17 protein-coding genes and 1 pseudogene are annotated in these 22,816 nt (G+C 72.2%); 11 read left to right on the top strand and 7 right to left on the bottom strand.

Going from position 1 to position 22,816, the window contains the following annotated elements; all coding sequences use genetic code 11:
- Window positions 1–105: 105 nt before the first annotated feature.
- From QQK26_RS16465 to QQK26_RS07480, 3 genes and pseudogenes are all read right to left on the bottom strand, one after another.
- Window positions 106–261, bottom strand: a pseudogene (locus tag QQK26_RS16465) (winged helix-turn-helix domain-containing protein); the annotation flags it as partial.
- A gap of 125 nt (window positions 262–386) precedes the next feature.
- Window positions 387–1,745: an NAD(P)H-dependent oxidoreductase gene (locus QQK26_RS07485; protein WP_284231644.1), complete on the bottom strand. Its 1,359-nt coding sequence runs from the start codon at window positions 1,743–1,745 to the stop codon at window positions 387–389.
- Between the two features lie 85 nt (window positions 1,746–1,830).
- Window positions 1,831–2,844, bottom strand: coding sequence for a LacI family DNA-binding transcriptional regulator (locus tag QQK26_RS07480; RefSeq protein ID WP_284231643.1), 1,014 nt, complete (start codon window positions 2,842–2,844; stop codon window positions 1,831–1,833).
- Window positions 2,845–2,952: 108 nt separating this feature from the next.
- On the opposite strand from QQK26_RS07480, the gene QQK26_RS07475 reads away from it, so the two are divergent.
- The 6 genes from QQK26_RS07475 to mfd all read left to right on the top strand — a co-directional run bounded on the left by QQK26_RS07475 (window position 2,953) and on the right by mfd (window position 11,425).
- Window positions 2,953–4,299, top strand: a complete 1,347-nt coding sequence (locus QQK26_RS07475) for an NAD(P)H-dependent oxidoreductase (RefSeq protein ID WP_284231642.1) — start codon at window positions 2,953–2,955, stop codon at window positions 4,297–4,299.
- A complete protein-coding gene (locus tag QQK26_RS07470; RefSeq protein ID WP_284231641.1) occupies window positions 4,299–5,201 on the top strand; it encodes an NAD(P)-dependent oxidoreductase in 903 nt (300 codons plus the stop codon). Before QQK26_RS07475 ends, QQK26_RS07470 begins: the two co-directional genes overlap by 1 nt.
- A 77-nt stretch (window positions 5,202–5,278) precedes the next feature.
- Window positions 5,279–6,277, top strand: a complete 999-nt coding sequence (locus QQK26_RS07465; protein WP_284231640.1) for a LacI family DNA-binding transcriptional regulator — start codon at window positions 5,279–5,281, stop codon at window positions 6,275–6,277.
- 177 nt (window positions 6,278–6,454) lie between these two features.
- Window positions 6,455–7,078: a 50S ribosomal protein L25/general stress protein Ctc gene (locus QQK26_RS07460; RefSeq protein WP_284231639.1), complete on the top strand. Its 624-nt coding sequence runs from the start codon at window positions 6,455–6,457 to the stop codon at window positions 7,076–7,078.
- A gap of 60 nt (window positions 7,079–7,138) precedes the next feature.
- Window positions 7,139–7,705: an aminoacyl-tRNA hydrolase gene (gene pth / locus QQK26_RS07455; RefSeq protein WP_284231638.1), complete on the top strand. Its 567-nt coding sequence runs from the start codon at window positions 7,139–7,141 to the stop codon at window positions 7,703–7,705.
- Window positions 7,706–7,837: 132 nt separating this feature from the next.
- Window positions 7,838–11,425 carry a transcription-repair coupling factor gene (mfd, locus tag QQK26_RS07450; RefSeq protein ID WP_284231637.1) on the top strand — a complete coding sequence of 1,196 codons (3,588 nt, stop codon included), beginning with the start codon at window positions 7,838–7,840 and terminating at the stop codon, window positions 11,423–11,425.
- Between the two features lie 857 nt (window positions 11,426–12,282).
- Here the strand turns inward: mfd and QQK26_RS07445 are convergent.
- A complete protein-coding gene (locus QQK26_RS07445) occupies window positions 12,283–13,509 on the bottom strand; it encodes a Na+/H+ antiporter NhaA (RefSeq protein WP_284231636.1) in 1,227 nt (408 codons plus the stop codon).
- A 129-nt stretch (window positions 13,510–13,638) separates the two neighbouring features.
- On the opposite strand from QQK26_RS07445, the gene QQK26_RS07440 reads away from it, so the two are divergent.
- Together QQK26_RS07440 and QQK26_RS07435 are read left to right on the top strand one after the other, a co-directional pair.
- A complete protein-coding gene (locus tag QQK26_RS07440; protein WP_284231635.1) occupies window positions 13,639–14,340 on the top strand; it encodes a nucleoside triphosphate pyrophosphohydrolase in 702 nt (233 codons plus the stop codon).
- A gap of 93 nt (window positions 14,341–14,433) precedes the next feature.
- Window positions 14,434–16,485 (top strand): bifunctional metallophosphatase/5'-nucleotidase, encoded by a 2,052-nt coding sequence (locus QQK26_RS07435; protein WP_284231634.1) that lies wholly within the window; start codon window positions 14,434–14,436, stop codon window positions 16,483–16,485.
- Between the two features lie 75 nt (window positions 16,486–16,560).
- Here QQK26_RS07435 and QQK26_RS07430 read toward each other — a convergent pair whose 3' ends face one another.
- On the bottom strand, window positions 16,561–17,649 hold the full coding sequence (locus QQK26_RS07430) for an ABC transporter permease (protein WP_284231633.1): 1,089 nt from the start codon (window positions 17,647–17,649) through the stop codon (window positions 16,561–16,563).
- Entirely contained in the window at window positions 17,646–18,587 is a 942-nt protein-coding gene (locus QQK26_RS07425) for an ABC transporter ATP-binding protein (RefSeq protein ID WP_284231632.1), read from the bottom strand. Before QQK26_RS07425 ends, QQK26_RS07430 begins: the two co-directional genes overlap by 4 nt.
- A gap of 120 nt (window positions 18,588–18,707) precedes the next feature.
- Here QQK26_RS07425 and QQK26_RS16460 point away from each other — a divergent pair, with 120 nt between their 5' ends.
- On the top strand, window positions 18,708–19,601 hold the full coding sequence (locus QQK26_RS16460) for an ATP phosphoribosyltransferase regulatory subunit (protein WP_431307993.1): 894 nt from the start codon (window positions 18,708–18,710) through the stop codon (window positions 19,599–19,601).
- Window positions 19,562–20,029, top strand: coding sequence for an ATP phosphoribosyltransferase regulatory subunit (locus QQK26_RS16455; RefSeq protein WP_431307992.1), 468 nt, complete (start codon window positions 19,562–19,564; stop codon window positions 20,027–20,029). Before QQK26_RS16460 ends, QQK26_RS16455 begins: the two co-directional genes overlap by 40 nt.
- A 200-nt stretch (window positions 20,030–20,229) precedes the next feature.
- On the opposite strand, the gene QQK26_RS07415 is transcribed toward QQK26_RS16455, so the two are convergent.
- On the bottom strand, window positions 20,230–21,141 hold the full coding sequence (locus QQK26_RS07415) for a hypothetical protein (RefSeq protein ID WP_284231631.1): 912 nt from the start codon (window positions 21,139–21,141) through the stop codon (window positions 20,230–20,232).
- A 337-nt stretch (window positions 21,142–21,478) separates the two neighbouring features.
- On the opposite strand from QQK26_RS07415, the gene eno reads away from it, so the two are divergent.
- On the top strand, window positions 21,479–22,759 hold the full coding sequence (gene eno / locus QQK26_RS07410; RefSeq protein WP_284231630.1) for a phosphopyruvate hydratase: 1,281 nt from the start codon (window positions 21,479–21,481) through the stop codon (window positions 22,757–22,759).
- The last annotated feature ends 57 nt before the right edge of the window (window positions 22,760–22,816 follow it).

Below are 22,816 nucleotides of genomic sequence, written 5' to 3'. Positions count from 1 at the left end.
CGCGCTGGTCGAAGTGGCCGAGGGCGAGCTGCAGGCGCAGCAGGTCGACGAGGCCGCTGCCGGGCTCCGTGACCAGCTTCGCGCCTCCTCCGGGCCGCCGCCTCGGCGCACCTCGAGCAGGCCCAGAGCCTCGAGCACGCGCAGGCTCTCGCGCAGCGAGGGACGGGAGACGCCGAGCGCGGCGGCGAGATCGCGCTCGCTCGGCAGATGGTCCCCGGCGCCGAGGCGGCCGTCGAGGATGCGCTCCTCGATCTGCGTCATGACCTGCTCGTGCGCGCGCAGGCGCTGCACCGGCGCCCAGTCGGCGTCGCTCATCGGACGTGCCCCCTTCGTGCGCGAGGGCGCCGACCGGCCGTCGACGCCCTCGCAATCCTAGATTCCGATGGTCAGACCGCGGCGAGCGACTCCGCTCTGAACTCCGACTCGAGCTGCCGGCGCACCCGCACCGCGAGGGCGGACTCGTCGACCTGCACATCGTCCCAGGTCACCGACTGGTCCTTCGCGACGTCGCGGACGAGCCTGGCGCCGTGCGCCAGGCCGAGCGGCAGCGCCGCCCTCCCGAGCGAGTAGTGGGCCGGCCGCAGCGTGCCGTAGACGGTGTAGCCGCCCTCGCCGTCGAGCGTCTCGCCGGCCGCGAGGTCGCGCTTCGCGGTGGTGACGACATCGCCGCGGAAGCCGGTGGGCACGCCGGTGGGCTCGCCGCGCAGCACGGCGGCGGCGATGCTGACGCCGAGCTCGAGCCCGATCATGTGGTACGGCCGGTACAGCGACCCGTAGCGTCCGGTGCTGTCCGTGTGCACGCCGTACTCGGTGAAGCACTGCGCGGCGTAGTCGGTCCTCGCCTCGAAGGTGACGTAGACGCCCCAGCGCAGATCGCGCGGCACCTCGGTGCCGTCGCGGTGGAGGCTCGAGGCGATCTCGACGGTGCCGCGCCGGGTCAGCGACCCGCCGAGCTCCCGCGGGCGGTAGACGGCGGGCAGGTCGTCGACGCCGGCCGGCGGGAAGAGAAGGCCCTCGTCCTGCGGGATGAGTCCGGTGCCGTTCGCGACGGCGGCCATCTCGATCGCGGACTTCGTGCCGTCGAGGAAGGAGTTGAACATCTTCGGGTTGAAGTCGCCGCTGGCGAGCTGCTCGTCGGTGAAGCCGTAGTGGTCCCACACGGTGTCCGGGGTGGAGTAGTGGTACTCGGGCAGGTACTTGGTGCCCTTGCCTGCCGCCACGACGTCGAAGCCGACCGTGCGGCACCAGTCGACGAGCTCGCAGATCAGCGCCGGCTGGTCGCCGTAGGCCATCGAGTACACGACCCCTGCCTCCCGTGCGCGGCGAGCGAGGATCGGGCCCACCATGCAGTCGGCCTCGACGTTGACCATGATCACGTGCTTACCGTGCTCGATGGCCGTGAGGGCGTGGTGGGTGCCGACGATGGGGTTGCCGGTGACCTCGAGCACGACCTCGATCTCGCCGCGACGCAGCAGATCATCCGAGCTGTCCGTCACGAACGTGGTGCCGTCGCGCAGCGCCTGGTCGAAGCCCGCCGCAGCGAAGCGCTCCGGCGCCCATCCGGTGCGCTCCATCGCCGCCCTCGCCTTCGGCACGTCGAGGTCCGCGACGGCGACGACGTGCAGGGTGGGGGAGACGGACGCCTGCGTGAGGAACATCGACGCGAACTTGCCGGCGCCGATCACCCCCACGCGGACCGGACCCGACGCCTCCGTGCGTGCCTCGAGCAGGGTGTGCAGATTCACGTGACCACCTCTCCGTCGTGCATGAGCCACCTATGTTCAGATGGTCAGACCAATGCGTACAGCGTGATGCCGACACCCTGGGATGTCAAGGGGCCGAGGTGCTCGCGCGCGGCACGAACTCCGCCTCGACGGCGATCGAACGGGGCTCCGCCGCGCTCGCCCGCTCGGCGAGGGCGAGCTCGACCGAATGGGCGGCCAGCATCGCTATGGGCTGGCGGATGATGGTGAGCGCCGGCTCGAACAGCTCCGTCCAGGGGTCGTCGTCGAAGACGACCACCGAGAGGTCGGCCGGCACCGCGGTGCCTCGCAGGCGCAGGCGGCGCAGCGCGGCGACGACCTGCGCGGTGTTCGCGACGACCAGCGCGGTCGGCGGCTCCGGCAGTGCGAGGAGCGCGCCCACGGCGTCGCCGCCCTGCTCGCCGCGGAACGGCACGTGCCGCACGAGGGCGTCGTCCTGCTCGACGCCCCGCTCGGCCAGCACGGCGCGATGGCCCGCCGTGCGGGCCCGCCCGGTGCTCGAGGTCTCGGGGCCCGAGATGAAGCCGATGCGCCGATGTCCGAGGTCGACGAGGTGCTCGGTCGCCTGGCGCGCGGAGCGCACGTTGTCGATGCTCACCGTGTGCGCACCGGGCACGTCGTCGAGCGATCGGTCGACGAAGACCACGTTCGTGTCGAGCTGCCGCAGACGCGCCCACGAGTCGGGGTTCGTCGCGGTGGGGGTGGCGATGACGCCGCCGACGCGCCGCGACACGAGCGTGGCCAGGGCCTCCTCCTCGAGGTGCGGGTCCTCCTGCGTGGTCATGAGCAGGACTTGCACCCCGCGGCTGCGCGCCTCCCACACCACGCGGTCGGCGAGCCGCGCGAAGAAGGGGTTGGTGACGTCGGCCAGCACGAGGCCGAGGGTCGTCGCCGCGCCGGCCTGCTTGAGCTCGCGGGCCGCCGTCCGGGGGCGGTAGGCGAGCTGCTCGATGGCGGCGAGCACCCGATCGCGCGTCTCGGCGCGCACCGGTCCCGAGCCCGGGTTGATGACGCGGGAGACGACGGCGATCGAGACGCCGGCCGCCGAGGCGACGTCGCGGATGGTCGCGCTCCTGGCCATGCCGTCCCCCTCCGAGAGTCGTCCCGATCAGCGTAGTGGAACCGTTTACCGACTGGATGCAGCAGCTATTGGAACAAAAGTGGAATCGTTTCCAGTATGCTCACCGGCATGAACCTCCACCACCTCCTGACGGCCCGCGAAGAAGCCGGCCGCCCCATCCGCATCGGCCTCATCGGCGCCGGGCGCTTCGGCACCATGTACCTCGCGCAGGCCCGCAACATCCCCGGGGTGCACGTCGTGGCGATCGCCGACATCGACGTCGAGCGGGCGAAGGGCGCGCTCGCGCTCGTGGGTTGGCCCGAGGAGGCCTACGCGGCCGACATCCCGACGGCCATCGCGAATCGGACGACGACGATCGTCAGCGACAGCGCGGGGCTCTTCGAGCACGACCTGGATGTCGTCGTCGAGGCCACCGGCAATCCCATCGTCGGCATCGACCACGCACTGCGCGCGATCGAGACCGGCAAGCACATCGTCATGGTCACGGTCGAGGCGGATGCGCTGGCCGGGCCCGCACTCGCCCGTCGAGCCGAGCGGGCGGGCGTCGTGTACTCCCTCGCATACGGCGACCAGCCGGCGCTCATCTGGGAGCTCGTCGACTGGGCCCGCGCCTCCGGCTTCGACGTGGTCTGCGCCGGCAAGGGCGCCAAGTACCTCGAGCACTACCACGCGATGAACCCCGACAACGTCTGGGAGCACTGGGAGTTCTCGAAGGAGCTCACCGATTCCGGGCAGCTCAACCCGTTCATGCACACCTCGTTCCGCGACGGCACCAAGGCGGCGATCGAGATGGCCGCGGTCGCCAACGCGGCGAAGCTGGTGCCGAGCGACAGGGGGCTCACCTTCACCCCCGGCGACATCGAGCACATCGCCAGCATCCAGAGCCCGCGCAGCGCCGGCGGGGTGCTCGACCACGAGGGCACCGTCGACGTGATGTCGAGCGTCACCCGGAACGGCGAGTGGATCCCGTTCAACACCCAGGAGGGCGTCTACGTCGTGGTCAAGGCCGCGAACCCCTACGTCGCCAGCTGCTTCGCCGAGTACCCCTGGCACCCCGACCCGTCCGGGCAGTACGCCGCGCTGTTCCGTCCGTACCACTACGTCGGCCTCGAGCTGAACATCTCCATCGCCAACGCCGTGCTGCGGGGTGTCGCCACCGGCGCACCGGCCGGCTTCTACGCCGACGTCGTGGCCTGCGCCAAGAAGGACCTCGAGGCCGGCGAGACGCTCGACGGCGAGGGCGGCTTCACCGTCTGGGGCAAGCTCATCTCCGCCGAGACGTCGGTCGCGCGAGGGGCGCTGCCGGTCGCGCTCGCGCATCACGTGCCGCTGCTCAACGCCGTGCCCGAGGGAGGCATCGTCCGCTGGGAGGACGTGCGGGTCGACGAGTCCCTCGAGACGGCCATCGCGCTGCGTCGTGAGACCGAGGCGCTGCTCACGGCCGCTGCGGTCTGATGCGCGCGACCCTCGCGGGCGACCGGGGCCGCTCCGCCCCGGTCGCCCTCCTGGGCCTCGGCGCCATGGGAGCGCCGATGGCCCGCAACCTGCACGCAGCGGGCGCCGATCTCGTGGTCTGGAACCGCACCCCGGCGCGGGCCGAGCCGTTCCGCGCCGTCGGCGTGCCGGTCGCGGCCTCGCTGGCGGAGGCTGCTCGCCCCGTGGTCATCACCGTGCTCACCGACCTCGACGACGTGCTCGGCCTGCTGGACGGGCTGCGGGACGGATGGGCGGCGGCGTGCATCGCGCATCCGCTGCTCGTGCTCATGGGCACCCACTCGCCGGCGGCCACCGCCGAGCTGGCCGCCGAGCTCGCCCCGGTGCGCATCGTCGACGCCCCGGTCAGCGGCGGCGTCACCGGCGCCGAGGCGGCGACGCTCAGCGTGATGGTCGGTGGAGCGGATGCGGACGTCGCCGAGGCGTCGCCGTTCCTGCGCGCGGTCGGATCCGTCGTGGAGCACCTCGGCCCGCTCGGGGCCGGACAGCTCGCGAAGGCCTGCAATCAGAGCATCGTCGCCGGCACGATCGCCGTGATCTCGGAGGCCTTCCTGCTGGCCGGGCGCAGCGGGCTCGATCTCGCCGCCCTGCGTCGGCTGCTCGAGGGTGGGCTGGCCGGGAGCGAGCTGCTGCGGCAGAAGGGCGGCAACTGGGTCGCCGACGAGCACGTCGCCGGGGGCGTCGCGGTGAATCAGGTCAAGGACCTCCGCTTCGCGCTCGCCGCAGCGCAGCGCGTCGGGGTGGCGATGCCGGCGACCGCTACGAGCCTCGAACTGTTCGAGGCCCTCGTGGCGCACGGGGACGGAGGGCTCGACCACACCGGGCTCATCCGCGAGATCGAACGCCGCAGCCACCAGGTCTGAGGTCCGCCCGCGTACCCGACGGTCGTCGGCTCGTGGACCACGCTATGTTCGGGTTCATGCCAGACCAGCAACGGAGGGTGACCGCAGCGGACGTCGCGAGCCGCGCCGGCTGCTCGACCGCAGCGGTCTCGCTGTACCTCAACGGCAAGGCCGAGGGACGGCTCACGGAGGCGTGGCGCCAGCGCATCGCCGCCGCGATCGACGAGCTCGGCTACGTGCCCAACCGCGCGGCGCGCCACCTCTCGACCGGCAGCAGCCGCACGGTCGTGCTTTTCTTCCCGGGTGCCCGGTTCAGCTTCTTCGGCGACGTCGTCGACGAGGTGACGGCCGCGCTCGGCGAGGACTGGGAGGTGCAGCTCGTCGACAACCGCCCGGCCGACGCGGCCGCGCCGCGAGCGCCGCTCGACCGCGCGCTCGCCCTCGCGCCGGCCGCCTTCATCGTCGTCGGCGCGTCGCGGGCCGTCCTCGGCGAACTCGAGCGCACCGGTGTGCCGACGGTCGTGCTCGACGTCGACGATCTGCCGGAATCGTTCTCCAGCGTGCCCATCGACTACGACGAGGCGCTGCGGGGGATGGGGGAGCGGATGCGCGAGGCCGGCATGCTCACGGTCGGCTACCTCGCGTTCGAGCACGGCACGGCCAGCCTCGTGCAACGCCGTCCGCGCGTGGCCGGGGCCCTCGCACGGCACGACGTGCACCTGCTCGACCCCGCCGAGGATCTCGGCGTGCCCGGACCGGATCGCGACGCGGTCGCCGCGGCCTTCGTCGCGCGCTGGCCCCGCTGGTCCGAGCTCGGCGTGCAGGCCGTGGTCTGCGGCGACGAGCGGCTCGCCTACGGCGTGATCAAGGGTGCCGCCGGGCTCGGTCTGCGCATCCCCGAGGATCTGGGGCTCGCCGCGTTCGACGATCTGCCGCCGGCAGCGCTGCTGCGACCCTCGCTGAGCTCGGTGCAGCTCGACGGCCGCACCCTCGGAGCCGCCGCGGGACGGGCGGTGGTCGAGCATCTGCGCACCCGCCGACCGTCGGTGCAGGGCATCGCGACCACCTGGGTGCCGCGGGAGTCCACCGCGCGCTGAGCGCGCATCCGATCGCTGGGGTAGACTTCCTGCGAACTTCGGCGAGGAGCGCATCCGCGAGGATGCGGCTCCGTGATCGACGCGGTGGATGAGGCCTCGAGTCTGTCCTCACGCGCATGCGTTCGAGATGACAACCGCACACGACCCGGGCCGCATCGGCCCGTCAAGGAGAGAACCATGGCTGACGAGGCCACGCTGAACGTCGAGATCCGCACGTCCTTCGGCAAGGGCGCCGCGCGCAAGATCCGCGCCGCCGACAAGATCCCCGCCGTGCTCTACGGCCACGGCACCGAGCCGGTGCACCTGACCCTCCCGGGCCACCAGACCATGCTGCTCACCCGCAAGGCGAACGCCGTGCTGAACCTCTCCATCGAGGGCAGCAACCAGCTCGCGCTCGTCAAAGACGTGCAGACCGACCCGGTGCGCCGCATCATCGAGCACATCGACCTCGTCATCGTGAAGAAGGGCGAGAAGGTCACCGTCGACGTGCCCGTGCACGTCGAGGGCGAGAGCGGCCCCGGCACCATCCACGTGCAGGAGACCACCTCGATCTCCGTCGAGGTCGAGGCCACCCACATCCCCGAGAGCGTCTCGGTCTCGATCGAGGGCCTCGAGGAGGGCAGCCAGGTCACGGCCGCCGACGTCGAGCTGCCCAAGGGCGCCACCCTGCTCAGCGACGGCGAGACCCTCATCGTCAACGTCACCGTTCCCGCCGCCCCGGTCGAGGACGAGGACGAGGCCGCCGAGGGCGAGGAGGCCGACGAGGCCCCCGCCGCGGACGCCGACGCCGACGCCGAGTAAGGACCCGTCATCGCCCTCTTCACGAAGTCCCAGGCATCGGTCGAGGGCGATCACTGGCTCGTGGTCGGGCTCGGCAACCCCGGGCCCGGCTACGCCGGCAACCGCCACAACGTGGGGCAGATGGTGATCGCGGAGCTCGCACACCGCATCTCCGCCCGCTTCTCGAACCACAAGGCGAACGCGACCATCGCCGAGGGCCGCTCCTTCCCGGGCGGCCCCCGGCTGGTCCTCGCCAAGCCGAACAGCTTCATGAACACGTCCGGCGGCCCCGTCGCGGGTCTGGCGCGGTTCTACAAGGTGCCGCCCGAGCGCATCATCGTCGTCCACGACGAGCTCGACATCGACTTCGACCTCATCAGGCTGAAGCAGGGCGGCGGCCACGGCGGTCACAACGGGCTGCGCGACATCATCAAGGCCATCGACAGCCCCGACTTCCTGCGCGTGCGCGTCGGCATCGGACGGCCGCCCGGACGGCAGCCCGCGGCCGACTTCGTGCTGCGCGACTTCAGCGCCGCCGAGCGCTCCGTGCTGCCGAACCTGCTCGGCGACGCCGCCGACGCCGTCGAGCAGCTCACCACCGACGGGCTGCTCGCCGCGCAGCAGCGCTGGCACGCTCCGTCCTCCTGAGCCCGTACCTCCTGCGCCCGTCGCTGCTGAGCCCGTTCCTCCCGCGCCCCGATGCGCCGCTCCGCTGGATGCCGGCTCCGCCCTGAGCGGAGCGAGCGGATGGATGTCTCCGGCCGCCCGTAGACTGCCCCGGTGAGTCTGCAGGGTCTGTCGCGCGTCGTCTCCCGGTCCGAGAGCTTCGGGCGGGCGCTCGACCAGCACCGCAGGGATGCGGACTTCTCCGCCGTCGAGGGTCTGCGCGCACCGCTGCTCGCCGGGCTGCTCGAGCAGCGCGGCCCCGGCGCCAGCCTGCTCGTCGTCGCGGCCACGGGCCGCGAGTCCGAGGCGCTGCGCGAGGCGCTCGGCACGCTGCTGCCGACCGCACGCATCCTCGAGTTCCCCGCGTGGGAGACGCTGCCGCACGAGCGGCTCAGCCCGAGCGCCGAGACCGTCGGCAGACGGCTCGCGACGCTGCGCGCGCTCGCCGAGCACGGCGCATCCGATGCCCCGCTCGTGGTGGTCGCCTCCGTGCGCGCCGCCTTCCAGCCCCTCGTGCCCGGCCTCGCATCGACCCCGCCCATCGTGCTCGAGGCCGGCGCCCGTGGGCACGACCTGCGCGGCATCGCGCTCGACCTCGTCGAGGCGGCGTACGTGCGCGTCGACATGGTCACGCGCCGCGGCGAGTTCGCGGTGCGCGGCGGCATCCTCGACGTCTTCCCGCCCACGGCCGAGCATCCCGTGCGCGTCGACTTCTTCGGTGACGAGGTCGAGCAGATCCGCGAGTTCTCCGTGGCCGACCAGCGCTCCACGCCCGAGCCGATCGCCCGGGTCGACCTGGCGCCGAGCCGGGAGCTGCTGCTCACCGCATCCGTCCGCCAGCGAGCCCGCGAGATGCGCGGCGAGTTCCCGAGCCTCGCCCCGCTGCTCGAGAAGATCGTCGAGGGCATCCCGGTCGACGGCATGGAGTCGCTCGCCCCGGCCCTCGTGGACGGCATGGTGCCGATCACCGACTACCTGCCGGAGGATGCCGCGATCGCCCTCATCGAACCGGAGAAGGTGCGCGGCCGGGTCGCGAACCTCGCCGAGACGAACAGCGAGTTCCTCGCCGCGGCGTGGAACGCCGCGACCGCCGGCGCCGAGGCTCCGATCGATCTCGGCTCGGGTGAGTTCCTGAGCCCACAGAAGCTTCGCGCCGCTGCCGGTCGCCGGCCGTGGTGGACCATCACCGCCTTCGACAGCGGGGCCGCCGAGCCCGTCGACCTCACCGACGCCGAGCGGGTCGATGCCGCCGGCGACTACGTGCGCTTGGACGGCGAGCCGGTGCCGAGCTTCGCCGGTCGAGCCGAGGGCGCCCTCGAGCACCTCGCCGCGCGGGCCGCCGACGGCTGGTCGCTCGTGGTGACGCTGCGCGGCACCGGGCTCATCGAGCGCGCCGTCGACGTGCTCGGTGAGCAGGGCCTCGCGGCTCGCCCCGTCGATGCGCTGCCCGAGCAGCCCGAGCCGGCCGTCGTGCACCTCGTGCAGGGCGCGCTCGAGCAGGGCTTCGAGCTGCCCGACCTGAAGGTGGCGGTGCTCGGCGAGGCGGACTTCTTCGGCCGCACCGCGGGCTACGGCTCGCGCCAGGTGCGCAAGCTCGCCAGCCGGCGCAAGAACGTCGTCGACCCGCTGCAGCTGCAGCCCGGCGACCACGTCGTGCACACGACCCACGGCATCGGCAGGTTCCTCGAGCTGGTGCAGCGCGAGGTCTCCACCGGTGGCCGCAACGCCGTCAAGACCACCCGCGAGTTCCTGGTGCTGGAGTACGCGCCCTCGAAGCGCGGCTACCCCGGCGACAAGCTCTACGTGCCCACCGACCAGCTCGACCTGCTGAGCCGCTACGTCGGCGGCGAGGCCCCGCAGCTGTCGAAGATGGGCGGATCGGACTGGGCCGCCGCGAAGGGCAAGGCCCGCAAGGCGGTGCGCGACATCGCGGTCGAGCTCGTCAAGCTCTACTCTGCACGCATGGCGAGCAAGGGCCATGCCTTCGGCCCGGACACCCCGTGGCAGCGCGAGCTGGAGGAGGCCTTCCCCTTCGCCGAGACCGCCGACCAGCTGACCACGATCGACGAGGTCAAGGCCGACATGGAGCGGTCGATCCCGATGGACCGCCTGCTCTCGGGCGATGTCGGCTACGGCAAGACCGAGGTCGCGGTGCGCGCAGCGTTCAAGGCCATCCAGGATGGCAAGCAGGTGGCCATGCTGGTGCCCACCACCCTGCTCGTGCGCCAGCACCTCGAGACCTTCGTCGAGCGCTTCGCCGGCTTCCCGGTGAAGATCCGCGGCCTCAGCCGCTTCCAGACGGCCAAGGAGTCGAAGGAGATCGTCGCCGGGCTGCTCGACGGCACCGTCGACATGGTCATCGGCACCCACCGCATCCTCAGCGAGTCCGTGCAGTTCAAGGACGTCGGGCTGGTCATCATCGACGAGGAGCAGCGCTTCGGCGTCGAGCACAAGGACGCGCTGAAGAAGCTCAAGACCAACGTCGACATCCTCGCGATGTCGGCCACCCCGATCCCGCGCACCCTCGAGATGGCGGTCACCGGCATCCGCGAGATGTCGACGCTCGCGACGCCGCCGGAGGACCGCCACCCGATCCTCACCTTCGTGGGGCCGTACCACGAGAAGCAGGTGCAGGCCGCGATCCGGCGCGAGCTGCTGCGCGAGGGCCAGGTGTTCTTCGTGCACAACCGCGTCTCGTCGATCAACCGCGTCGCGAGCCAGCTCGCCGAGCTGGTGCCCGAGGCGCGCATCGCGGTGGCGCACGGGCAGATGAGCGAGGGCGCGCTCGAGCAGATCATGGTCGACTTCTGGGAGCGCCGCTTCGACGTGCTCGTCTCGACGACCATCATCGAGACCGGCCTCGACGTGTCGAACGCGAACACCATGATCATCGACCGGGCCGACAAGTACGGCCTCAGCCAGCTGCATCAGCTGCGCGGCCGCGTGGGCCGCGGCCGTGAGCGGGCCTACGCGTACTTCCTGTACGACGCCGAGAAGCCGCTCAGCGAGACGGCCCACGACCGGCTGCAGACGATCGCCGCGAACAACGAGCTCGGCGGCGGCATGCAGATCGCGCTGAAGGACCTCGAGATCCGCGGCGCCGGCAACCTGCTCGGCGGCGAGCAGTCCGGCCACATCGCGGGCGTCGGCTTCGACCTCTACCTGCGCATGATCGGCGAGGCGGTCAGCACCTTCCGCGGCGAGGTCGCCGAGGGTCAGACCGAGCTGCGGCTGGAACTGCCCATCGATGCGCGCATCCCCGAGGACTACGTCGACAGCGAGCGCCTCCGCCTGGAGGCGTACCAGAAGCTCTCGGCCGCGAGCGGCCCGAACGCGGCCGACGACGCGATCGATGCCGTGCTCGACGAGCTCGGCGACCGCTACGGCACCCCGCCCGAGCCGGTGGAGCACCTCATCGCGGTCTCGCGCCTGCGCCGCGCCGCGCAGAAGCTCGGCCTCGGCGAGGTCGTCGCGATGGGCGGCAACCTGCGACTCGCCCCGATCGACCTGCCCGACTCCCTGCAGATCCGCCTGCAGCGGCTCTACCCGGGGGCGCGCCTCTTCAACCAGACGCGCAGTCTCAGCGTGCCCCTGCCGGGCGCCAAGCACGGCGAACCGGCGACCGACGCCGAGCTCATCGCCTGGACGGAGGCGCTGCTCGGCGCCCTCGCGCCGGCCCAGCCCGCGCCCGCCCCGGCCTGAGCCCCGGCCCGGCCTGAGCCCCGCCCCGGCCTGATCCCCGGCCCGGCGGCGCGCCGGCCTGCGGCGCGCCGGCGCGGCGGGGTGCGCCACGACTCGCATTGCTGCGGCGCCTCTGGCAGGGGAGACGCCGCGGCACCCACCGCGGCGCTCTCGCCCGCGGCGCGCCTGCACGCGGCGCGCCCGCACGCCGGCCCGGTCCTCGCGTGGACGGACGACTCAGCACTGGGACGACGAGTCAGCGCTCTTCTCGGACCTGAGTCGTCGCGCCGGTGCTGAGTCGCCGGTGCGTCGCATCCGCTGTCGTCCGGCCCGAGGGGGCCGTGGGACGGTATCCGTCGCAGCAGCGGTGCGAGTTCTGCATATCCGGTGCGGCGCGGGGGTGCCACGACTCGCACCGCTGCGGCGGCTCTGGCACGGGAAGGCGCCGCGGCACCCACCGCGGCGCTCTCGCCCGCGGCGCGCCCGCACGCCGGCCCGGTTCTCGCGTGGACGGACGACTCAGCACCGGGACGACGAGTCAGCGCTCTTCTCGGACCTGAGTCGTCGCGCCGGTGCTGAGTCGCCGGTGCGCCAACCGCTGTCGTCCGGCTCGAGGGGGCCGTGGGACGGTATCCGTCGCAGCAGCGGTGCGAGTTCTGCAGGCCCGGTCTGGCGCGGGGTCGCGAGGTCTCGCACCGCTTGGCGCGGCGGCTCGGCCGGGGTCGCTACGACTCGCACCGCCCGGCGCGGCGGCCCTGCAGGGGCCGCCACGAGTCGCACCGCTGCGCTACGGGCTGCGCTACCGGCTGCGCGAGCTGCGCCGCCTCCGGCCGCAGCACGCCGCCGCCGCAGCACGCCGCCGCACGCCGCCGCCGCGGTCAGTCGGCGTGCGGTTCCTGCTGCTCGACCGCATCCGCTTCGGCCGGATGGGCGTGGCGACGGTAGTAGCGGGAGCGCAGCGCCACGAGGGAGCCGCCGAGCACGATCGCGATCGCCGAGCCGAGCAGCACGGCCAGCGTGCCCTCGGCCACGATGAGCGGCGTGCTCGCGAAGGCGAGCTCGTTCATGAGCAGCGAGACGGTGAAGCCGATGCCCGCCACCGCCGCCACGGTGACGAGGTCCATGCCGTGCAGCGCCTCCTTGCCACGACGGCGCACGATGAGGTGCGCGATCGTGCCGGCGAGCGTGATGCCGAGGATCTTGCCGAAGGGCAGTGCGATCGCGATGCCGTAGAACGCCGGTTCGAGCTCGGACGGCGCCACCTGCGGGATCGCCACGAGCGCGGCGCTCAGGGCGAAGACGGGCAGCACGATCGCGTTGGAGTAGGGCTGGATCACGTCGGCCGCGGTGTGCCCGACGCTGCGCGCCATGACGAGGCCGAGGCCGACGCCGGCGAGCGTCGCGTGCACGCCCGACTCGTAGACGAGCACCCACGAGACGAGGGCGAGCACGCCCATCGCGATGCCGAGCGCGATCTTCGCGGCGCCCGAGGTCCGGGCGAGGAGGGCGCTGAGCACGCCGAACGCGGCGATGGCGACGACGCCCAGCACCAGCGAGACCACGTCGAGGTCTGCGGTGAAGAAGACCGCGATGAAGACGATCGCGATGAGGTCGTCGAGCACCGCCAGCGCGAGCAGGTAGACGCGCAGGGTGCTCGGCAGGCCCTTGCCGAACACGGCGAAGACGCCGAGGGCGAAGGCGATGTCGGTCGCGGTCGGGATCGGCCAGCCCTGAGGGCTGGTCGAGCCCGCGATGGCGAGATAGAGCAGCGCCGGGACGGCGACCCCGCCGATCGCGCCGATGGCCGGCACGATCGCCTTGCCGAACGACGAGAGCTGCCCGACGACGAGCTCGTGCTTGAGCTCGACCGCCACGACGAAGAAGAAGATCGCGAGCAGGAAGTCCTGGATCCAGTGGCCGATGGAGAGCTCGAGGCCGGCGATGCCGAGGTAGGACGCCTTGGCGTCGAGCACGGCCGGTCCGATCGCGGAATTGGCCAGCAGGAGCGCGAGCACGGCGGCGCCGAGCAGCAGGAATGCGGAGAAGCGGTCGGAGCGGAGCACGCTCGCTCGGTGGACGGCCTTGACGGCGCGGCGGATGGGCATGATGACGAGCTTTCGGGATCGATGGACGGATGCACCGCGTTCCGCGGCGGCCGACCAGACTTCCCGGCGCACCGCGAACCACCGTACCGGTCACAGCCCTAGGGTGGGAATCCCGAGGGAAGGCGCCGCATGACCGACCACCGCGAGCCCGGCGGGCTCGACCAGCCGAGCGAGCTCGACCAGCTCGTCGAGACCGTCGCGAGGCTGCGGGCGCCGGGTGGCTGCGCCTGGGACGGCGAGCAGACCCACGAGTCGCTCGTGCGGTACCTGCTCGAGGAGAGCCACGAGCTCGTCGACGCCATCGAGCAGGGCAGCCGCGAGGACCTCATCGAGGAGCTCGGCGACGTGCTCTACCAGGTGCTGTTCCACGCGGACATCGCCGCCCACACGCGCGGCGAGGACTTCGACCTGCAGGACGTCGCGAGGGCGTCGCGCCTGAAGATGGTCGGCCGTCACCCGCACGTCTTCGGTGAGCGCGAGGCTGCCACGGCCGAGGAGGTCGTCGCGCTCTGGGACGACGTCAAAGCAGCGGAGAAGAGCGAGCGCACGAGCGTGCTCGACGGCATCCCGATGGCGATGCCCTCGCTGCTCCTGGCCGACAAGCTGCTGGGCCGAGCGCAGAAGGCGGGCGTGCTCGAGGAGCTGCCGCGCGCCGTGGCGGTCGAGACGGAGGAGGAGCTGGGTCCGCTGCTGCTGGCCATCGTCGCGAGCGCGAAGGCGAACGGCCTCGACGCCGAGCGCGCGCTGCGCACGGCCCTGCGCGGACTGACCGACGAGATCCGCGAGGCGGAGTCGCAGGCGTCGCGCAACGCGATGGACACACGAACGTAACCGCACCGCCCTCACGGTCCCTCCCTGCCCCGATAACGTTGGCAACCACGCCAATCCCGTCCCCCGGACGGGGCACAAGGAGAACAACCGCACATGCGACGCATCGGCACCGCAGCCATCGCCGGATCCCTCGTCCTGGTCCTCTCGACAGCCGGCGCAGCCGGCGCCGCGACGACCCCGCAGCGCATCGAGCTGACGCTCATGGCCACGACCGACGTGCACGGGCACGTCATGGACTGGGACTACTTCCGCAACGCGCCCTTCCCGGACGACGACACGCTCGGCCTCACCCGCGTCGGCACGGTCGTCGACGACGTGCGCGCGGAGCGCGGCGCGGAGTCGGTGGTCGTGCTCGACAACGGCGACGCCCTGCAGGGCACGCCGCTCACCTACTACTACGGGCTGGGGGACGGCGCCCCGGAGGTGCTCGCCGACGAGATCGCGCACCCGATGGCCTCGGCCTTCAACGCGATCGACTACGACGCGCAGGTCGTCGGCAACCACGAGTACAACTACGACCTCGGCCTGCTCGGCGCCTACGAGGACGACCTGCAGGCACCGCTGCTGGGCGCCAACGTCATCGACGTGGACACGGGCGAGCCCTATCACGACCCCTACACGCTCATCGAGCGCGAGATCGACGGCCAGACCGTGACCGTGGGTGTGATCGGACTCGTGACGCCGGGCGTGCGGGTCTGGGACCGCCAGTACGTCGAGGGCGAGCTGGAGTTCCGCGACGTCGTCGAGACCGCGGCCGAGTGGGTGCCGATCGTCGAGCAGCAGGCCGACGTCGTCGTGGTGCTCGCGCACTCCGGCCAGGGCACCGTACCGGATGCCGACTACGACCCCGCCGACCTCAATGAGGACGTGGCGAACAACGTCGCCGTCCAGGTGCCCGGCATCGATGTGCTCGTCGTCGGTCACAGTCACCGCGACGAGCCGCAGACGATCGTCACCAACTCCGCCGGGGAGCCGGTGCTGCTCACGCAGCCCTCGCACTGGGCGCGCAGCGTCAGCGAGGTGCGGTTGAACCTGGCGCCCGATGGGGCGGGCGGACTCGCCGTCGACTGGTCCGCGGGCTCCGCGCCCTCGGTCACGCCCCACTACGGCACGGAGGTGACGGAGGAGGACCCGGACGTCGTCGCGGCGGTCGCGCAGCAGCACGCCACCACGGTCGAGTACGTGAACACCCCCGTGGCCGAGTCCGTCGAGGAGATGCTCACCGAGACCTCCCGCTACGAGGACACGCCCATCATCGACTTCATCAACACCGTGCAGGCGGAGACCGTGAGTCAGGCCCTGGTGGGTACCGAGTACGCCGGAGCGCCGGTGGTCTCGCAGGCCTCGCCGTTCTCGCGCACGGCGCGGTTCCCGCAGGGCGAGGTGACCATCCGCGACATCGCGGGGCTCTACATCTACGAGAACACCCTGCGCGGCGTGCTGCTCACGGGCGCGCAGCTGCGGGACTACCTCGAGTACTCGGCGCGATACTTCGTGCAGACCGAGGAGGGCGCCGACTTCGATCCGGCGACGGGTACCAACGCTGCCTACCCGGACCGCCCCGAGGGCGTGCCGGACTACAACTACGACGCGCTCTCCGGCGTCGACTACACGATCGACGTCTCGCGCGAGGTCGGCGACCGCATCCAGGGGCTCACCCACCCCGATGGCACCGCGGTGGCCGACGACGACGAGTTCGTGCTCGCGGTCAACAACTACCGTCAGAGCGGCGGTGGGGCATTCCCGCACGTCGCGGACGCGCCCGTGGTCTACGACGAGCTGCAGGAGATCCGCCAGCTGCTCATCGACTGGGCTCAGGACCGAGGCGTCATCGACGCGACGGAGCTCTTCGACGAGAACTGGGCCGTGACCACCTCGACGGCGGGCGCCATCCCCGCGCCGGGGCCGACCCCGACCACGGAGCCGGGCGAGCCCGCGCCGGCTCCGATCCCCGCCCCCGCCGGTTCGGCCGACGCGGCGCTGGACGACGCAGCGCTGGGCGACGACGCATCGTCCGGCGACCTGGCCTCGACCGGTGCGGACGGTGCGCCGGTGCTCGCGGGCGTCATCGGCCTCGTGCTCATGCTGCTCGGCGCGGCGGCGACGATCGCGGCGCGCCGGCGCCGCCGACACCGCGCGAGCTGACCCTTCCAGCGGCGACCGCCGGAGCGCAGCGGATGCGCGGAGCCCGACCGGCTCCGCGCATCCGCTGCGCACGCGTCAGGCGATGCGGCTGCCCTTCGCGAGGCGCACTGACGGAGTGCGGGTCGCCCTGGTCGCGCCCCACAGCGCGACCGCCGCGATCGCCACGTGGATGGCGAGGCCGACGAACCAGCTCGGCACGGTCTTGCCGTAGACGTCCTCGACGGTGTCGTAGTCGGTGCTGCCGGAGTAGAGGTTGTCGTACTCGGCGCAGTAGTCGACGAAGTCCTCGACCTCGGGGGCGATCTGCGCCTGGCGCACCTGGCCGGCGATCCCGGTGAAGAGGTCGAGTCCGTTGCCGTCGCGATCGAAGCTCGGCGGCACCGCATCCGCCAGCACGACGTAGGGGTTCGCGGCCAGCAGCCACCAGACGGTGTCCGCTCGCGGCACCTCGTACGTGCTCGTCACCGGATCGGCGCAGACGATCTCGCCGGTGATCTCGCCGGTCTGCTCGTCGAACTCGCTCGCCTCGTAGTCGACGTCGACGTAGGTCGTCGTCACCTCGGTGCGCACCGTCAGCATGGCCAGGCCGAAGGCGATCAGGGTGCCGAGGCTGAGGGCCGCGACCGTCAGGTAGGTGACGACGACGGAGAAGAGCGGTCGCTGGATGACGCCGGAGAGGCCCACGCCGACGGCCGCGACGACACCGAGCTCGACCGCGACCACGGGGATCGCGACGAGCACCGTCGCGAGCGGCACGCCGCCGATCACCACAGCGACGATGAGGAAGGGGACGGAGACGGCGAGGAACGACAGCGCCGTGAGCCACGCCGCGACGAACTTGCCGAGCACGAGCTGGCCCGCGCTCGCCTGCGTGACCTGCGTGGTGGCGAGGGTGCCGGCGTCGCGGTCGCCGTTGACGGCGTTGCCGCTCACGGCGGGGCTGACGAGGGTGCCGAGCAGCAGCACGAAGAAGATCAGCGCGGAGAAGACGGCGCCGCCGACGTCGTCGTTGCCGAACGCGCCCAGCGACAGGCCGAGCACGGCGGTGACGACGAGCACGAGGAAGCCGCTGACACCGAGCAGCACGTACCAGGCGACGCTGCGCACCCGCTGCTTGAGCTCCAGGCCGACGACGACGCCGATGCCGCTGAGGTACGCGCTCACGCGAGGTGCTCCCGTCCGAGGTCGAGGAAGGTGTGCTCCAGATCGCCGACGGCCGGCGCGAACGCGCTGATGCGCACGCCGCCCGCGACGAGGGCGGCGAGCAGCGCGGCCGCCTCCGCATCGCCGGAGACCTGCACGAGCAGTCCCTGGTGGTCGGCCCGCATCCGCTCGGCCTCGATGCCCGCGGCGCGCGCGGCGGCGGCGACGAGGCCGGCGCCCTGCTCGCCCGGATCGAGAGTGCGGATGCGCCACTCGCGCAGGCTCGTGCGCGCCCGCTCCAGGCGCTCGGCCGAGGCGGTGGCGCCCTGCTCGAGGTACACGGCGCCGTCGGCCATCTCGTCGAGCTCGGCCAGCACGTGGCTCGAGACGAGCACGGTTCGGCCCTCGTCGGCGAGGCGGCGCACCAGCACGCGCAGCTCGATGCGTGCCGCCGGATCGAGTCCGCTGGCCGGTTCGTCGAGCAGCAGCACGCTCGGGTCGTGCACCAGCGCGCGGGCCAGGCTCAGCTTCTGCTTCTGGCCGCGGGAGAGCACCCGCGTAGGGCGGTCGGCGAGCTGCTCGAGACCGATCAGCGCGATCAGCTCCGCGGCGCGCTGCCTCGCCGCCTCCTTGCCGATGCCGTGCAGACGCCCGGTCGTGACGAGCGTCTCGCGCACGGTGAGCGTCGCCCAGGAGCCGAGGATGTCGGGCATCCAGCCCAGCGCGCGGCGGGCACCGGCCGGGTCGGCGACCGGGTCGACGCCGTCCACGCGCACGCTGCCGGCATCGGGCCGCAGCAGGCTCGCGAGGATGAGCATGAGCGTGGTCTTGCCGGAACCGTTCGGGCCGATGAGCCCCGTCACGGCACCCGGAGGGGCGTCGAGGCTCGCGTCGACGAGCGCGTGCACGCCCGCGAAGGAACGGCGCACCCCCTCGACCTGGATGCCGCCTGCGGCCATGGATGCGCTCCGTTCGGTTCCCGATCCCCGCCTCGAAGCCTAGGGACGCGGCGGACGCGGGGGAATCGTCCAGCAGGATGACGTGCATCCGCTCGTCCGCCGTCCTGGAAGGATGGGGGCATGGCCACCTCCGTCAACCCGCCCCGCGGCATGCGGGACTTCCTGCCCGCCGAGAAGGCTCGTCGCGAGCGCGTGCTCGCCGTCATCCGCGACCGCTACGCCGCGCACGGCTTTGACGAGATCGAGACGCCGGTGATGGAGGACAGCTCGCGGTTGCACGCCGGCCTCGGCGGCGACAACGAGAAGCTGGCGTTCGGCGTGCTCAAGCGCGGCCTCACGACGGAGGACCTGCAGGGGGCCGAGAGCGCGCTGGACCTCGCCGACCTCGGCCTGCGCTTCGATCTGACGGTGCCGCTGGCCCGCTTCTACGCCTCGCACCGCGCGGAGCTGCCCGGCGTCTTCCGCTCGGTGCAGGTCGCTCCGGTCTGGCGGGCCGAGCGGCCGCAGAAGGGTCGCTACCGGCAGTTCGTGCAGTGCGACATCGACATCCTCGGCGAGGCCTCGGCGCTCGCCGAGGTCGAGCTCATCGCGGCGACGCTCGACACGCTCGCGGCGCTCGGCCTCGAGGGCTGCACGATCCGCATCAACGACCGCCGGCTGCTCTTCGGCATGCTCGAGGTTTTCGGCTTCGCGGCCACGGAGCACGACTCGGTGCTCATCACGCTGGACAAGCTCGACAAGCTCGGCATCGAGGGCGTCGTCGCCGAGCTGCGCGAGCGCGGCTTCACGACCGGCGCGGTCGACGCCGCCGAGGCGTTCCTCACCCGTCCGCGCACGCTGCAGGCGATGCCGTTCGGCGAGCCGGCGATCCGCCGGGAGCTGCCCGAGGGCGTGCCCGACGAGGCCGTGGCCTCGCTCGCGGCGATCGGTGCGGCGGTCGCGGCGGGGGTGCGCCGTCCGTCGTGGTGGACGCCGTGGACGAGGCGGTCGCCGCCGTCGACGCGGTGCCGCTGATCTTCGACCCCTTCCTCGTGCGCGGCATGGGCTACTACACGGGCACCATCTTCGAGATCCACCACCCCGACTTCGCGTTCTCGCTCGGCGGCGGTGGCCGCTACGACGGCATGATCGGCCGCTTCCTCGGCAGCGACGTGCCGGCGGCCGGCTTCTCGATCGGCTTCGAGCGCATCGTCGACCTCGTCTCGCTGCCGGCGGCGGATGCGGCGGATGCGGTCGCCCTGCTGCACGACGGTGCGCCCCTCCCGCAGCTGGCCGCGCTGAAGGCCGCGCTCGTCGCCCAGGGCCGGCGCGTGCGCCTCGAGCGCAAGCCGAAGAAGGTCGCAGCGCTGCTCGACGCGCTCGCCGCCGACGGCTTCTGCGCCTTCGCCTTCGTACGCGAGGACACCACCCCCGAGTCGATCGAGCTCAAGCCGATCGGCTGACGCCCGGCCGCACCGCGTCGGTCTCGACGACTCTGCTCGCTTTGGGGCGCTTCGGCGACATCGGGGCATGCGCCCGCACGGCCCATCGTCGCCAGGGTGCCCCAAAGCGTCGAGTTCCGTCGCCGGATGCCGATAGTGGAGCGTAGCGAGCGGTCGCGGCGCTGCCCTCGTCGGCGGTCAGGACGCGGGGGTCAGCGGGATCAGCGCGTGCGGCGCCGCTGCTGCTGCGGGAGCCCTGCGCGCAGCAACGCGCGACGAAACGGCTGCACGCGCAGCGCGTCCTCGAAGGTCCACCGCACGAAGCGATGCCCGGTGATCAGCCGGATCTCGTCCTCGCGCCGCTTCTCGGCGAAGGCGATCTGCGCGGGCGTCCGCCCGTCGGTGTAGCGCGGATCGACGTACTTCTGAAATCCATCGAGCTCGCCGCGCAACTCGAACTCCGGCCAGCCCAGATCGGTCTGATGCGGCGTTCCGGGCACCGGCATCTGCACGACGGAAGCAGGGAAGCCCAGTTCGTGCACCGTGCCGCGACTCAACGACTCGCCCCCGTTCGCGGCGCCGGCGTCGCCGTGCGCGACGGCCACCTCAGCGCGTCGCGCACCGCGGATGCGCAGGCCGCCGAGCAGATCATCGAGCGCATCCCTGGAACCGCCGCGGGCGAGGTATCCGTCGATCGGAGCGAGCGCCTCGCGGAAGGGCAGGGTCGCCGCGAGGTCGAGGACCGTCCGCTCGATCGGCACGACGCGGACGTCGTCGACCGTGATCGCCTCGGCCGGCGCGACGGAGGATCGGGCGCGCACGCCGTTACCGCCGAGATCGTGCTGCGACCTGAGCCTGAGCACCTCGGGCCGCGCTGGTGGAATGGCGACCGGCAGCCCGTGCACCAGCGCAGCGGAGGAATGCGACAGCACCGCCTCAGGATGCTGTCGCGCGTAGGCGAGCGCTCGCAGCAGCGCTCGCTCGTCGGCGCGCAGGAGCGACCACTCGCGGCGGTCGACGTACGCGCCCCGCCCGATCCGCTCGATCGCTCCCCGCTCCGCGCTGCGCTGCAGCTCGCGTGCGGTGAGTTGCGGTACGAGTCCGGGGATGAGCAGGAGGTCGTCGAGGGGCACGTCGTGACGATCGCGTGCGCTGCGCGACCGCTCCCGCCCGGTGAGGCGAACCGTGGGGTCCGCCCGGTGCATCCGCTTCGGGAGGAGCGGACGAACAACGGCTCCGCCGATCGTTCGGGGCGCTTCGGCGACAGCGGGGCGTGCGGGCGCATGCCCCGACGTCGCCGAAGCGCCCCAAAGCGTCACCAGTGCGGGTGCGGGTGCGGGTGCGGAGGGGCGCACCGGCTCGCCCCGGGCCGTACCGCGGCCACCCTCCGGCCACCTCCGCGCAAGCGGCGGGGGCTACGATGGTCGACGGTACGAAGACCGTGCAGACCCCCCAAGAGGAGATACTTCCGTGGCACTGATCGAGGCCGTTGGCGCTCGCGAAATTCTGGATTCCCGGGGCAACCCGACCGTCGAGGTCGAGGTCCTGCTCGAGGATGGCACCGTGGCCCGCGCGGCCGTGCCGTCCGGCGCCTCCACCGGCGCCTTCGAGGCCTACGAGCTGCGCGACGGCGACAAGGACCGCTACCTCGGCAAGGGCGTGACCAAGGCCGTCGACGCCGTGCTCGACGAGATCGGCCCGGCCCTCGAGGGCTTCGAGGCCAGCGAGCAGCGCCTCGTCGACGCCGCGCTCATCGAGCTCGACGGCACCGACAACAAGAAGCGCCTCGGCGCGAACGCCCTCCTCGGCGTCTCGCTCGCCGTCTCGAAGGCCGCCGCCGACTCGGCCGACCTGCCGCTGTTCCGCTACGTCGGCGGCCCGAACGCCCACGTGCTCCCCGTGCCGATGATGAACATCATCAACGGCGGCGCCCACGCCGACAACGGCCTGGACGCGCAGGAGATCATGATGCTCCCGACCGGCGCGGAGACCTTCTCCGAGGCGCTGCGCTGGGGTGCCGAGATCTACCACGCCCTCAAGTCGGAGCTGCGCAAGGCGGGCCTCGCGACCGGCCTCGGCGACGAGGGCGGCTTCGCCCCCGACATCGCCAGCTCGCGCGAGGCGCTCGACTTCATCGTCAAGGCCATCGAGGGCGCCGGCTTCTCGCTCGGTTCGCAGATCACCCTCGGCATGGACGTCGCCTCGACGGAGTTCTTCGAGAAGGGCGTCTACCAGTACGAGGGCCAGAAGCTCTCGGCCGAGCAGTTCATCGAGTACTACGCGCAGCTCGTCGCGGACTACCCGATCGTCACCATCGAGGACCCGCTTGCCGAGGACGACTGGGAGGGCTGGACCGCCCTCACCGCCAAGCTTGGCGACCAGCTGCAGCTCGTCGGCGACGACCTCTTCGTCACCAACCCGACCCGCCTGCAGACCGGCCTCGACAAGAAGGCCGGCAACTCGATCCTGGTCAAGGTCAACCAGATCGGCACGCTCACGGAGACCCTCGACGCCGTCTCGCTGGCGCAGCGCCACGGCTACACCGCGGTGCTCTCGCACCGCTCGGGCGAGACCGAGGACACCACGATCGCCGACCTCGCCGTCGCGACCAACGCCGGCCAGATCAAGACCGGCGCCCCGGCCCGCTCGGACCGCGTCGCGAAGTACAACCAGCTGCTCCGCATCGAGGAGGAGCTCGGCGACGCCGCGGTGTTCGCCGGCCTGAGCGCCTTCCCGCGCTTCTCGGCGTAAGCCGTCCCGGAGGGGCCCCGCGCGACGCGCGGGGCCCCTCCGCCGTACCCGGGACGA

The organism is Arenivirga flava (genome assembly GCF_030161575.1).
GTDB lineage: Bacteria > Actinomycetota > Actinomycetes > Actinomycetales > Microbacteriaceae > Arenivirga > Arenivirga flava.
The sequence above is the reverse complement of the archived record's forward strand: the minus strand, read 5'-3'. Positions and strand labels throughout refer to the sequence as shown.